At 39.5% G+C, this 12,340-nt stretch carries 14 protein-coding genes and 1 pseudogene; 6 read left to right on the forward strand and 9 right to left on the reverse strand.

The window, feature by feature from the left end; all coding sequences use genetic code 11:
• The first annotated feature begins 10 nt into the window (after positions 1 to 10).
• Positions 11 to 757, forward strand: a complete 747-nt coding sequence (gene dsbG, locus F957_RS15790; RefSeq protein WP_016541185.1) for a thiol:disulfide interchange protein DsbG — start codon at positions 11 to 13, stop codon at positions 755 to 757.
• A gap of 199 nt (positions 758 to 956) precedes the next feature.
• Here the strand turns inward: dsbG and F957_RS15785 are convergent, their stop codons facing one another.
• From F957_RS15785 to F957_RS15760, 7 genes and pseudogenes are all read right to left on the reverse strand, one after another.
• Positions 957 to 2,414, reverse strand: a complete 1,458-nt coding sequence (locus tag F957_RS15785) for a GMC oxidoreductase (RefSeq protein WP_016541186.1) — start codon at positions 2,412 to 2,414, stop codon at positions 957 to 959.
• A gap of 2 nt (positions 2,415 to 2,416) precedes the next feature.
• Positions 2,417 to 2,764: a rhodanese-like domain-containing protein gene (locus F957_RS15780; protein WP_016541187.1), complete on the reverse strand. Its 348-nt coding sequence runs from the start codon at positions 2,762 to 2,764 to the stop codon at positions 2,417 to 2,419.
• A 52-nt stretch (positions 2,765 to 2,816) separates the two neighbouring features.
• A complete protein-coding gene (locus tag F957_RS15775; RefSeq protein WP_016541188.1) occupies positions 2,817 to 3,569 on the reverse strand; it encodes a glutathione S-transferase N-terminal domain-containing protein in 753 nt (250 codons plus the stop codon).
• Positions 3,566 to 4,087 (reverse strand): hypothetical protein, encoded by a 522-nt coding sequence (locus tag F957_RS15770; RefSeq protein ID WP_016541189.1) that lies wholly within the window; start codon positions 4,085 to 4,087, stop codon positions 3,566 to 3,568. Before F957_RS15770 ends, F957_RS15775 begins: the two co-directional genes overlap by 4 nt.
• Before the next feature lie 92 nt (positions 4,088 to 4,179).
• A complete protein-coding gene (locus F957_RS15765) occupies positions 4,180 to 5,070 on the reverse strand; it encodes a LysR substrate-binding domain-containing protein (RefSeq protein ID WP_228129634.1) in 891 nt (296 codons plus the stop codon).
• 195 nt (positions 5,071 to 5,265) lie between these two features.
• Positions 5,266 to 5,622: pseudogene (locus F957_RS21840) on the reverse strand (tyrosine-type recombinase/integrase); the annotation flags it as partial.
• Positions 5,623 to 6,028: 406 nt separating this feature from the next.
• On the reverse strand, positions 6,029 to 6,625 hold the full coding sequence (locus F957_RS15760) for a LysE/ArgO family amino acid transporter (protein ID WP_016541192.1): 597 nt from the start codon (positions 6,623 to 6,625) through the stop codon (positions 6,029 to 6,031).
• A gap of 388 nt (positions 6,626 to 7,013) precedes the next feature.
• Here F957_RS15760 and F957_RS15755 point away from each other — a divergent pair, with 388 nt between their 5' ends.
• Both F957_RS15755 and F957_RS15750 read left to right on the forward strand, forming a co-directional pair.
• The gene (locus tag F957_RS15755; RefSeq protein ID WP_016541193.1) at positions 7,014 to 8,177 is read left to right on the forward strand and encodes an MFS transporter; all 1,164 of its coding nucleotides are present in this window, start codon (positions 7,014 to 7,016) and stop codon (positions 8,175 to 8,177) included.
• 247 nt (positions 8,178 to 8,424) lie between these two features.
• The gene (locus tag F957_RS15750) at positions 8,425 to 9,312 is read left to right on the forward strand and encodes an ArgP/LysG family DNA-binding transcriptional regulator (RefSeq protein WP_016541194.1); all 888 of its coding nucleotides are present in this window, start codon (positions 8,425 to 8,427) and stop codon (positions 9,310 to 9,312) included.
• A gap of 112 nt (positions 9,313 to 9,424) precedes the next feature.
• Here the strand turns inward: F957_RS15750 and F957_RS15745 are convergent, their stop codons facing one another.
• A complete protein-coding gene (locus F957_RS15745) occupies positions 9,425 to 9,760 on the reverse strand; it encodes a hypothetical protein (RefSeq protein ID WP_016541195.1) in 336 nt (111 codons plus the stop codon).
• Positions 9,761 to 10,108: 348 nt separating this feature from the next.
• Between F957_RS15745 and F957_RS15740 the strand changes: the two genes are divergently transcribed.
• The 3 genes from F957_RS15740 (at position 10,109) to F957_RS15730 (ending at position 11,956) form a co-directional block, all read left to right on the forward strand.
• Positions 10,109 to 10,519, forward strand: a complete 411-nt coding sequence (locus F957_RS15740) for a J517_1871 family lipoprotein (RefSeq protein WP_016660205.1) — start codon at positions 10,109 to 10,111, stop codon at positions 10,517 to 10,519.
• Positions 10,520 to 10,591: 72 nt separating this feature from the next.
• Positions 10,592 to 11,215, forward strand: coding sequence for a MarC family protein (locus tag F957_RS15735; RefSeq protein ID WP_016541197.1), 624 nt, complete (start codon positions 10,592 to 10,594; stop codon positions 11,213 to 11,215).
• A 225-nt stretch (positions 11,216 to 11,440) separates the two neighbouring features.
• Entirely contained in the window at positions 11,441 to 11,956 is a 516-nt protein-coding gene (locus F957_RS15730) for an acyl-CoA thioesterase (RefSeq protein ID WP_016660206.1), read from the forward strand.
• A gap of 140 nt (positions 11,957 to 12,096) precedes the next feature.
• On the opposite strand, the gene F957_RS15725 is transcribed toward F957_RS15730, so the two are convergent.
• Complete coding sequence (locus F957_RS15725) at positions 12,097 to 12,291, reverse strand: hypothetical protein (protein ID WP_016541198.1); 195 nt, start codon at positions 12,289 to 12,291, stop codon at positions 12,097 to 12,099.
• Positions 12,292 to 12,340 lie beyond the last annotated feature (49 nt).

Below are 12,340 nucleotides of genomic sequence, written 5' to 3' on the forward strand. Positions count from 1 at the left end.
GTGCAACTTGATGAACACTCATTTAAAGTTAATGTCTGGCTTAGTACTATCCCTGAGTGCTGCTCAGGCATTTGCCGCTGTACCGACCATTAAGCAGAAACTGGAAAAAGAGGGCTTTAGCTTTGTAAAACAGATCGAAGCCCCTGCACAAATGACGGGTTGGGCAGGACATATGCAACAGAACCCTGCAACAGTCTTTATCTCCAATGACCAGAAATATTACATTATTGGTGACTTACATAATGCCAAAGGAGATAACCTTACTGTTGATGCCCTAAATAAGCATGTTAAACAATCTGTATTGGATGATGTCTGGAAAAGTCTGGGTAAATCCGCTTATATTCAGGACGGTAATGTTAATGCACCCCGTATTATTTACGTGTTTTCAGATCCAAACTGTCCATACTGTCATATGTTCTGGGAAAAAGCCCGTCCTTATGTGAAATCAGGAAAAGTCCAGTTACGTCATATTCAAGTGGCAGTGATTCGCCCTGAAAGTAAAGGCCAAGCGGCAACTTTACTTGCTGCTGCAAATCCAGCCAAGGTTTTTGAAGAATTCAATGCGACCAAAGGGAAGCAGAAGTTAAAGGAGATGAAACCAATCCCAGCAAACATTGCTCAAAAAATTGAAAATAATGAGGAAATGATGACCAAGTATGGGTTTTATGCCACACCAGCCATGATCTGGAAAAATAGCAAAGGGCAAATGGAGACAGCCTCTGGACTACCAAAAGATTTGAAAGGGATTTTTGAATAACTTTATTGCACTTATTATAAACTATTATGTTTTCATATCTGAGGGCTTAGTCAACAACTAAATTTATATATGATTAAGCCCACATCTAAAATCATGTTACTTAAGGTTTTATTAACCTTTAGTTATGGTGGCTAATGGTATAACAGCAATAATATTGCTTACAAATGTCAGAGACAGTATATATGGGGGGGGTAGTTACTCATTCATTGGACTCCTGTAATTTTTGTAAAATGGCCTGACTTACATGACTTGACCATGCCGCAATCGTCATGGATGGTGGCGTACCTGTTGCTGCTGGTAGTGCACTACCATCGGTGATATAGAGGTTAGGATGTCCAAAAACTTCTCCGTGTCCATCCACTACGCCTTGTTCTTCGTTTATACCAACACATGCGCCACCTAAGGGGTGTACAGTCATGGGGACTTGAGGCAAAAACCATGCACGACGTTTCGATATGATTTTTAGTTGTCGGAGTGACTGGTAAAGACTTTTAAAAATAGGGCTTTTGCTTTGTTCAAATTGTAAAGATATATCGTGCTGCCCCCAACTTATGTTGCCATCAGCCGCATCTTGACCCATTCCCACCAAAATCAACCAATGTTTTAACTGGCGTTGTAGCATTGTAGGCAGTAATGGAATTTGCTGCAAAATATTCAAACCTGTCGCATATAAGAACGGCGCATCTGGTTGATGACCAACTTGAAAGCGTCCCATGCTCGGTGGTGACTGACGGAAATCTTGTGTATCTCGACCTGCACGCCACAATGCAAATACATCGCCATTACCGGAAAAGCCTTGACCAAGCGCGGATAACCCAGTCAGTCCACCTACCTGTCGTGAACGGAATAAAATACGCATGCTATTAATGACACCTGCGCCTAGTACCACAGTTTTGGTGACAAAAACTTTGTCTTGCTGTTTTTGGTGATCAACGCTATGCACATGATAATAGGCGCCAACGCGTCGTATCGTCAGGCACTCATGCTCAGCATAGACGGTTAATCCTTGGGATAATCGTGGCAATAACAGTTGCTCGTCTAGTCCAACTTTATGATTTGCAGCATCACCGAGCATACCGTGATTGCTGTATTCGCCTCTAAAACGAAAACCTAAAGCTGGCTGCTCACACTGTGTATTGAGTGATGGATACTCTGCCAGTGCTTGATCAATTTTATTGGGTGCAACAGTCATCTGCTCTAATGGCTGAGAGCCCATTTGTGCCAAAATCCAATTGTAATGTGGTGCCATTTGCTTGGCACTTAATCCAATTGCACGATTATCCCAATACTGTGGATCTGTTGGGCGCATATTCATAGACCAGTACACATGACTACCACCACCGACGCCAGCCGAGCAAAGTACGCTCATTTGCGGATGTAGACTTAGATCAAATAGTCCATGCCGATTAAGCATTTTAGGACCATTTAATAGACCAATGCTCACTTGACGTAAAAAATGGCTAGGCAGCTGCCGTCCATGTGGGAATGGTTGTAGTGTTACGCCTTGTTGGGGCAAATCCGACTGTCGATTCGACTCACTATCTCGCCAAGGGCCACGCTCCAATAAGCTAACTTTTTTTCCCGCATCAACCAAACGAGCAGCACAAACAGCACCACCAAAACCACTGCCAATCACTAAAATATCAGTCTTGATCATGTTTAATCCCCCTTGACACAAGGTTGATCTCGCCGCCACCATTCGCGCATACCACCCTGTAATTGACTGGCATTGAAATTCATTTTATTTAACTGACGAGTTGCAGGAATACTACGATGTGCCGACAAACAAATCGTTACCACAGGCCGAGTTGGATCTAGATTAAGTTTGGCAATATGTGCTGAGTTAAACTGTGTGATTGGCAAATTAATCGCACCTTTGATATGGCTCTGCCGAAACTCTAGTGCTGTTCTAACGTCTAAAATTTGTACATGATCTATGGTTTTATTAAGCTGTTTTACTGTGATTTCTGGTACTTTGCCAAAAGGCAACCAATTTAAAATATTCATTAGGGCTTCCTCAAATGACGGGTTTTTCGATAGCACAGTCGAATTGCTTCCCTTAGGTGTATTGCTGCTCTAAATAACGAATAATTGCTTTGGACTCGAACAACCCTGTACCTGTGTTTGGGTCGTATAAGTATGGAAATTGTACTTTACCAGTACGAGCGAGTAGTTCAGCGCGCTTAGTCCCTGCGATCGGCTGATATGTCCCTAGATTGGGGCGAAGCCATGGTAGCCCTTGGTCTGCAAGTTGTTGCTTGCCAGAGTTTCTCAACACATAAGCAATACTGAGTTCAGATAATTTTTCTCGTACTAGTCTAGAAAAAGGACTGGCTTCAAAACTAAATAATTCTAATGGCTGTACTACCGCCTTGGCAGCTGAGCTATTCTGATGTGCTTTAAGTCCTGCTTTGAGTCGCAAAGCAGTCGCCAATTGTGACTGACGTAAGCCCAAATTTTGAGGAGCTCGTAGTGTCTTTTCTGGCATATAAGTTTGAAATAAATAGTCGATAATTTGACGTGCGTCATACAGGTAGCGACTGGTGTTGGGATCATATAGAAAAGGAACTTGTGACTTGCCACCGAGTGCGGTTAGCCGATCCCAATAATGATTACTGCCTTTGGGGCAAGGATAAATCAAGACATCCAGATCTAATTGAGTTAATGCCTCACGAACAGGACGACAATAAGGACAGCCCTCAATATCATAAAACTCCAGTAGTTTGGCTGGTTGATCTAGACGAACAATGGCAGATAAGCCTTTCCCTCCACGAACACCAGATGCTAACGCCGAGGTCAGTAATGTCATCATGGCGCAACTCCTTTTGACACAGTTTTTGGGCTGCTTAAACTAAAGTACGCCACACAATAAAATTGATCATTGGCTAACCAGTTCATTCTAGCCAAAAACTGATTCTCGCCTAAAACGCGTACCTCACCTCGGATATGCCTTAACAATGACGGATTACTAACAACATTATAATCTAGCCAAAGACAGGGTTGCTGATCAACTAGGCTATCTTGTTCTAACATGGTGTATTGGCCAAATTGTTGCCCCCACAACCATAAATTGGCACCTGTATCGTCCACATTAAAAGCCTTTCCTTTCCAAGGGTTTATTGCTGCGCTGAGTACGGTGGCCACTGATTTTCGAACCAGTGTTGGCATTTTTTCTACTTTAATCAGTGCATAGAGCTTACCCACCCATGCGCGACCTGCAAGCTGATCGGATGTTGCACTGGGTAATGTCGAGAAATACTCTACCAGTTCTGATTGTTGCTTTAACACCAATTCAGATAACGGCAGCGCTGCTGTGGTCGCGTTTAACATTCCTAACACTCACTAAATAAGTTGTATAGTTAGTGTGCTTAAATGTTGATTGGCTGACAAACGATATAAATTATGTCTGCACATTAGAAAAACTAATTTAAATCTTGCAAGCGCTGTATAAGCCATGCCAAGAAAGTTTGAATGGCTTGCTCTTGTAAACGCCCTTGCTTGGTCACTGCATAAATTTCGCCATATCCTGAAATTGCAGGTCCAACAGCGACCAGCTGCTCATTTTTGATCGCAGTATTCTCAATTGGATACAAAGCGAGTGCCACACCAAGGTTGTTTGCAGCATCAATCGCAGCGGGGTAATCATCAACATAGATCGATTCATTTTTATCGGGTAAGGACAATCCTAAATAGTCAAACACCAATGTCCATGCTTCTGGTCTGGATGTCATATGAATTAAAGGGGCTTGAGTTAAGCGTTCAGGATGTGATTTTAAGTTGAGCTGAGAAGCAATTTTTGGCGCACATACAGGCTGAATATCGAGATCCACTAATTTTTGATGCTCACAACCAGACCATGGTGGCTGGCCAAAACGTATAGCAACATCTGCTGTATTATGTTGCAAGTCTATATATTTTAATGAAACATCAAACCTAAGCTCAATCTCAGGCCAAGCTTGTTGAAATGTGCGTAAATGAGGAAAAATAACCCGACTCGCCACGGGTGGCATACAGCTAATTTTCAGCACTGTACTGTTATATCTCTGCATGAGCTGAACTGTATGATCTTGAATCAACGATAATTGCGGCTGAATTTTTTGCCAGTACCATTGTCCTGCTTCAGTCAGCTTGAGTGACTGATGTTGGCGCTCGAACAACAAAATACTCAGATTGGCTTCAAGATTCTTAATTTGCTGGCTAACGGCTGAAGGAGTGACACATAATACTTCAGCAGCTTTTTTAAAACTTTTATACTCAGCAGCAATATTAAAAACCCATAAAGCATTAAATGAGTCAAATTTTTGATGTTGCACAGAAATCACACTTATCCTGTTTTGATTTAGTTACACAGAAATACTAAGTCTTTATTCACTCCTAATTTATTGATCTATAAGATAATAGTTTTTTGTTAACACAGTCTCTAGCCGAGTAATGGTACAGTAATGTTTTGTATATACATCATTTTCAACTATTTATATTTTAACAGATAAGCTTGTTATTTGATCATCTTAAATACAAGTTAAAAGTTGCGAATCAAATTTGATTATATTGCAAAACTTTGCCCAATCTTTCATTAATCCTTTACGTTTTTCAAGATATGCCCCACGCAAATAAGCAGCTTCAACCTCATCTAGTAGCTTATGTACTAATACATGCTCACAAACTTCACGTGGATATCCAGTCTTATCAACTGACTAGTCATGAAAAGTAGAGCGAAAACCATGTGTTGTAATTACTCGGTTTTGTTTAGGATCGATATAGCCTAAGCTATTTTCCTTCAATTTCTGTTGATGCATGAGCTTAATCAAAGCAGTTATTTACATATCAGAAAGCATGCTATCACTACGAGGTTCAGTGGAAATGTAACCTTATGATTGTGTATCAGACTGAAAAGATTTCAATAATTCACTGGTTGGCTCTCAAAGTGAAACCAGATTTTCTTTCTATATGTTTGTATTTTAATATATTAATTTCGTTTTAATATTGGTTGAGACGCAGTATATTAGTCTTAATTTCTATCTTATTGTGGTAATAGGAGTTCGAAAGACAGACTTTCTATAAAGCAGGAATCGAATTCTAAGATGTGTAAATATATGGGATTTAGTGCTGAAACAAAGAAAATGTGATGTAGTAAAAATAGTAGTAAAAAATTATATTTAAAATATTTAATTTTTTACTATCAATAATTTATATTTTTAATTCGACTGTCACCGCTTCCGCCAAATACGAAAAAGCCCTTATGAAAATAAGGGCTTTTTTATTTCTCTGTATTTAGATTAACAGCTTCGTTGCAATTGCCCACATCATAAGTCCAACGACAACATCTAGAATTCTCCAAGAACTGGCTTTTTTAAACCAAGGCAATAAAACTCTTGCGCCATAGCCTAAAGTGAAAAAGAAGATCCATGAAGAAAGTATGGTTCCAGCCGCAAACCAGTACAGGTGATCGGCAAACTGAACTGAAATCGAACCAACCAGAATCACGGTGTCTAAATAGACATGTGGATTCAGCCATGTAAAGGCCAGACACATGCCAATGATTTTAAGGAGGGAATCTTTCTCAATCTGACTAGGATTCAGTGCTGAGCTATTATTGATGGCTGAGTAAAAGTTTCTGAGACCATATAAAAATAAAAAAGCAGCACCGAAGTATTTGGCAATGGTCACAATCAAAGGAAAGTCGATCACGATTTTTGAAAAGCCCATCACCCCTAGATAAATTAGGATAGAATCTGAAAGTGCACAGATTAAACACACCCAAAATACATGCTGCTGTTTTAAGCCTTGTTTGAGGACAAATGCATTCTGTGCACCAATGGCTAAAATTAAAGAAAAGCCAATACCGAGCCCATAGAAAAATGCAGTCATATTTTGGTTCCTCAATCGTATTGGGTGGTCTGTGATGGCTTTGGATGGAAAAGAACGTGCAAATGCTTAGGCAAAGACAGTCCGTCTAACGCTTAGCTCAAGAGTTAGATGCTTTTTCCGTTAAAAATTTACTGTTTGCTATTATCTTTTTATATTTATAAAAGTCAGTAAAATTAAGATTGTTTTGGTTTGGCTAAATTTTTTTAAGGTTTGAGGATGGGAGTGCAACAAAGCAGCTTAGCTATTGTTGTCCGAATTACCCCCCTTATTCTTCAATTATTGCCCTTATTTTAAGAATCGTTTTAGATCAAAATTAAAAACAATCGACACAGGAAGTGTTCGAGGAAATATCCAGACAAATATTTAAAAATAATGCAGTGAGTCAGGCATGGATCTCAATCATCATATTCAAAATGTAAATAACCGAACGCTCAGTAAAACAAGGACAGTGATTGCGCTCGGTTTTGCCACACAAGGTCTGGGTTATGCAACTGTGATGACCGCACTCCCTACAATAAAAGGCCGTTTCAGACTTTCTGATGATCAGTTATCACTGATTATTCTTGGTGTATGTATTGCAGCGGCGGTTGGTTCAATTTTAGCTGATCGTATCGCGCGCAGACTTGGTTCACGACTTGCCGTGGTGATAGGTTTTATTTTTGAAGCCATCGGAATCGCAATTGCTGCATTTAGTCCAAATGTGATTGTGATGATTGCGAGTTTTTTGCTTTATGGACTTGGGTTAGGTTGCTTAGACGCAGCACTGAATATGCAAGCGGTTATGATGGAACAACGGCTTGGTAAAAGTATCTTTGGTGGCTTCTTTGCTTGTTACACTGCGGCTGCATTTTTCGGTGCATTAATGATGTCAGCCACGGTTTCAACTGCACTTGGGGCAACGACAGCATTATGTATTGCGGTGGTGATTGCATTCGTCACCTCACAACTTTCTAGAAACTGGTTATTTCAGCAAAAACAATCCTCAGAAATACATCCACAAGAGAAACCAGCGATTCCATATCAACACCTTCTCATTTTTGGCGTGATTATTCTGATTGTGTTCACTGTCGATTCTGCAATCAGTACATGGAGTTCCATTTATCTCAAAGACGTTTTAGCAAGTTCAGCAACAATTGCTCCTTTAGGTTATGCGGCCTATCAAATAGGAATTTTACTCACGCGCTTAAGTATTGATTATTTATTGCAATTTAAAACAGCGACATGGGTTGCTTTGGTCACGCTCCTGATTGGAGCATTCGGATGCATATTATCTGGAATAAGTCATTCATTAGTCACGGTTATTGTTGGTTTTGCATTGGCTGGTGTCGCTGTAGGTGCATTGGTTCCACTGACTTATTCTGCTGTAGGTCGTTTAGATGAAAGTCGACGAGATGAAATTATTGCGCGTGTTAATATTTTTAATTATGGAGGGGCAGTAGCTGGAGCCGTCATCGTTGGCTTGTTAGCAACGCCTTTTGGCTATGCGCCGTCCTTTATCGGCTTGGCATTTGCTTTACTTAGTATTATTTATTTGAGAAAAAGACTGGCTTGATCTACCTCAATCAGGACAGAGGCATTTTGCGTTAGTCGTGATCAGGGGGAAATTAATAACGATCTTGGAAAGCCCCGTGACGCCAAGACAAATCAGAATCCTACTTGAAAGTAGGTAGATCCATTGCCTAAAAGAATGAGAACTTTTCAGAGAGAAAAGTTACGGGGTTTAGCATCATCTTTTTTTCTTTTAAAAATTCAGTAGAATTAAGATTAATTGGATTTAGCTAAATTTTTTTAAAGTCGTTATGCTGGACAATAAACAATGTGAGGCCTTTTTTGCAGTTGCTGAAAATGGAAGTTTTGAACAAGCGGGGTTGAAGTTGTGCATTACTGCATCTGCGGTGACTTTAAGAGTTCAGGCACTGGAAAAAGAACTGGGACAGTTGTTATTGATTCGTGGTCGCCCTTGTGTCTTGACGCAAGCAGGTCAGCAAATGTTTGAGCATTTACAGCACATCAGGCGTTTAGAGCAAAACCTGTTGCATGGTTTGACGGGTGCAGGAGAGTCACACTTTTTTAAAACCGTGATTGGTTCTAATGAGGACTCCTTGGCAACCTGGTTACTTCCTGCATTAAAGGAAGTGTTACTCAAAGAAAAGATCGTGATTGAGCTGAGAACAGATGACCAGTCGCATACTTATTCATTATTAGAAAAGGGCACAGTCAGTGCTTGTATTTCGATTGAAGATCAGCCGATGCGAGGCTGTCATGCTGAATATTTAGGACTGATGCGTTATCGCATGATGGCAACTGAGCAATTTAAAAAGAAATGGTTTGCAGAGGGAATTCATCGAGAAACATTACGTGCTGCACCCGCAATTATTTTTAATGAAAAAGACCGTATGCATTTCGATCTTCTCGAAAAAAACTATGGATTGATGAAAGGTACTTATCCTTGTCATTTAATTCCATCATCAGAGTCTTTTGTGACCGCCATTAAATTGGGATTAGGCTATGGCATGGTGCCTGAGCTACAACTGAATATTGAAAATAAAGCAGAAGTATTGGTTGGGTTATTGCCTGATATTAGTGTTGATATTCCACTGTATTGGCATCATTGGGATCAACAATCAAAGCCATTACAGCTTTTGACTGAGCATATTGTAAATCATGCTCGATTAATTTTGGCGTAAGTAAGCCACAGTATAAATAAAACTCGTAACCAAGCTTCTAAATTGTTTGCTTATAATCATGTCGTATAAGTACTGATTTAGAAGCTTGATTCAAATTCGATATTTTAAATCATTAAAATATTCTAGAGCTTTGGATATATTGGGTAGAGACATTATTAAGGGCGGTTAATATGTGCATTGCATCTTGGGTTATTAACGCTTGGTTGAGCTCATTCATATAAGCTAAAAGCTGAGCTTTTACTTTGTTGGAAAAGTCTGGTGTAACAGGTTGATCTTCATAAAGTAAGACATAGTTTTTTGCAAAACCATAAATCAGCAATAAAGCACTGTGTTCTAGCGGCTGCTCTGCAGCAACAATCGCTTGTTCACATTGATTTTTTAATTGTTTGTAGGCATCCGTTCCATTCGGAAGAGTCTGGAAAGTTTCAAATATAGATTGGAAAGTCATTTGAATCACTCGCTCAAAAAGAAAATCTACAGATGATCGAGCTGAAAATCAAGCCTTAATTTTTTATTTATTTTAACTCTATTCGTGTATACCTTTTATCCAAAGATTGGCATTCCGTTTTCTTAAAAATTATCGAATGTTGAGAGGGTTATGCTAATGAAAATATTAAATTGTAGTTGTCTTGATAAAAGCTAATTCAAAAAATGAAATTGAATATAAATCTTGGATTGGGATTTATTTAAACTGTTTTTACATTTCCGATACTTGTCATATACATGGAGTACAAATTAAAAAAAGTGCTGATATGTGAAAATGTTAAGAATTATTTGATTTTTATCGTTTTAGGTGATGGTTGTGAAAAAGATTTTATTCCCCGTTATTTTTGCATTTGCTTTAGTGGGCTGTACCTCGATTACAACAATGTCGCCTGCTCAATTTAACCAGCTCACCACAACCCCGATTCCATTTGCTGGAAGTTGGACCGGTGAAGCGGGTGCTGCATCAGTCGCGTTAAGTCTGAACCGTCAAGGCAGTGGGTTGCTGTGTATGGATGACCGTAAGGAAGTTATGTCTTATCGGGTAAAGTTGGTCGATAACACCCTATACAGTGATAAAGGGGTCAAGTTTAAAGTCAAAGCGTTGAATAATAGTAAGGCCAACATTCACATGAGTCTATTGGGATTAGGGGTTAATCTTGATCTGAATAAAGATGATTCTTTAAAGAATGCCACAGTAGGTTGTAAGCAAGCCCTAAATTAATTTTGTATTGCTATTCTAAACCTTGCCTGTGATTGCAGGCAGTTAAGTTTTTCGCAGATGAAAGAGACCATTATGTTTTCTCCTTATATTCATGCGTTTGCATTATTTTTCTCATTGCTCAATCCCTTCCTGATGAGTGTTTATATGGTGGGGATGATCCGTAATACCGATGCAAAGGTATTTAGTAAAGCCTTGATACAGGGGAGTTTGATTGCCTTCGGGGTATTTATTCTATTTGCCTGGGGCGGTGAGAATATTTTTAGTCGCTATTTAAATGTTCGTTTCGAATCTTTTCAAATTTTTGGTGGCTTAATTTTCTTGGTGATTGGTTACCGTTATGTATTCCAGGGTGCAGAAACGATCGGAGAAATGCGGGGTGCGCCTGAACATCTGGCGGGTACTATCGCGATGCCATTTATGATCGGTCCAGGCACAATTAGTGCGGCGGTGGTGACTGGGGTGAGTGTACCTTTTACAGGGGCAATGGCTGTTATTGCAATTACCTTGATTCTAACCTGTAGTATTTTGATCTTGATGAAGTTTGGTCATGATCATTTACGCTATAAACATGCAAAATATATCGATCGCTATTTTGATATTGTCGGACGTTTATCTGCTTTGCTGATTGGTACGATTGCAATTGATATGATTGTAAATGGTATCGTTGGTCTGATCCGTTCAGCTAATTTGAGTTAATTACCTTCTAGCTTGATTTAATATATCTGATATTGAAGCTGTTTTTTCTTTCATTCATCTACCAGTTTGAAGAGCGTATTTGGATAAAAACAGTTTCATTGTCATTATTTTGAATTGAATGATAGAAAGAATATAAAAATAATTGATGATGTTTTATCATTTTGCGCATATTTTTACGCGCATGAATGAACGATAATAACAATGTTGCATTCTCAATGAGCTCTCATGTATCAATTAGATCAAGCAAACCAAGCACCTGATGACCAGTCTGAGTTGACGATGACGGTTTTAATGACACCTGATATGGCAAATTTTTCAGGTAATGTTCATGGTGGAACGATTCTCAAGTTGCTCGATCAAGTGGCTTATGCATGTGCCAGTCGATATTCAGGTAGCTATGTGGTAACCATGTCGGTTGATCGCGTCAATTTTAAAGAACCCATCTATGTCGGTGAATTGGTAACTTTCCTTGCCAGTGTCAATCATGTCGGCCGTACTTCAATGGAAATCGGCATTCGTGTTGAAGCGCAAAATATTCAAAAGCGGACAATTCGACATACCAATACCTGTTATTTCACCATGGTTGCCGTAGATGAACAGCGTAAGCCAAAAGAAGTTCCACAGCTAAATTTGGATACAGAATGGAAGCGTTGTCGTTTTGAAGCTGCTGAGCAGCGTAAGGCAATACGGTTGCAAGAAGTTCATCAACCTTCATGCAGTGTTTTTAAGAAAACCCCTTAGTACTCAGTTTTTAATAGAGTGCTGATGCAAAAAAGATCGAACCGCAGCATGGTTCGATCTTTTTTTTACATTGGTAATGAAGTAAGGGTTAAATCATTACCAATGTGAGTCTAAGGAACTGGAGGAACCTTGAGATCTAATTAGTTTGTTGGTGCAGGTGTAGATGCAGGTGCTTCAGCTGCTGCTACATCAGTTGCAGCTTGACCTTGAGTTTCAGGTTGTTCTTGAGTAGAAACAACGACTTTTTCTTCAGTTTGAGCTTCTACTGGTGCTGCAAATGTAGACGCTGCTGCAAGAGTAAGTGTAGTTGCAAGAACAGTTTTAATCAGTTTCATGTTTGGCATCCTTATTTCATTTAAAAATAACAACCTTCATGGGATGATT

It is taken from the genome of Acinetobacter gyllenbergii CIP 110306 = MTCC 11365 (assembly GCF_000413855.1).
Taxonomy (GTDB): Bacteria; Pseudomonadota; Gammaproteobacteria; order Pseudomonadales; family Moraxellaceae; genus Acinetobacter; species Acinetobacter gyllenbergii.

What these genes read in the sequence shown, in the direction of transcription:
- dsbG (WP_016541185.1), top strand. Translation starts at nt 11, where the DNA reads ATGAACACTCATTTAAAGTTAATGTCTGGCTTAGTACTATCCCTGAGT.
- F957_RS15785 (WP_016541186.1), bottom strand. Translation starts at nt 2,414, where the DNA reads ATGATCAAGACTGATATTTTAGTGATTGGCAGTGGTTTTGGTGGTGCT.
- F957_RS15780 (WP_016541187.1), bottom strand. Translation starts at nt 2,764, where the DNA reads ATGAATATTTTAAATTGGTTGCCTTTTGGCAAAGTACCAGAAATCACA.
- F957_RS15775 (WP_016541188.1), bottom strand. Translation starts at nt 3,569, where the DNA reads ATGATGACATTACTGACCTCGGCGTTAGCATCTGGTGTTCGTGGAGGG.
- F957_RS15770 (WP_016541189.1), bottom strand. Translation starts at nt 4,087, where the DNA reads ATGTTAAACGCGACCACAGCAGCGCTGCCGTTATCTGAATTGGTGTTA.
- F957_RS15760 (WP_016541192.1), bottom strand. Translation starts at nt 6,625, where the DNA reads ATGACTGCATTTTTCTATGGGCTCGGTATTGGCTTTTCTTTAATTTTA.
- F957_RS15755 (WP_016541193.1), top strand. Translation starts at nt 7,014, where the DNA reads ATGGATCTCAATCATCATATTCAAAATGTAAATAACCGAACGCTCAGT.
- F957_RS15750 (WP_016541194.1), top strand. Translation starts at nt 8,425, where the DNA reads ATGCTGGACAATAAACAATGTGAGGCCTTTTTTGCAGTTGCTGAAAAT.
- F957_RS15745 (WP_016541195.1), bottom strand. Translation starts at nt 9,760, where the DNA reads ATGACTTTCCAATCTATATTTGAAACTTTCCAGACTCTTCCGAATGGA.
- F957_RS15740 (WP_016660205.1), top strand. Translation starts at nt 10,109, where the DNA reads ATGGTTGTGAAAAAGATTTTATTCCCCGTTATTTTTGCATTTGCTTTA.
- F957_RS15735 (WP_016541197.1), top strand. Translation starts at nt 10,592, where the DNA reads ATGTTTTCTCCTTATATTCATGCGTTTGCATTATTTTTCTCATTGCTC.
- F957_RS15730 (WP_016660206.1), top strand. Translation starts at nt 11,441, where the DNA reads ATGTATCAATTAGATCAAGCAAACCAAGCACCTGATGACCAGTCTGAG.
- F957_RS15725 (WP_016541198.1), bottom strand. Translation starts at nt 12,291, where the DNA reads ATGAAACTGATTAAAACTGTTCTTGCAACTACACTTACTCTTGCAGCA.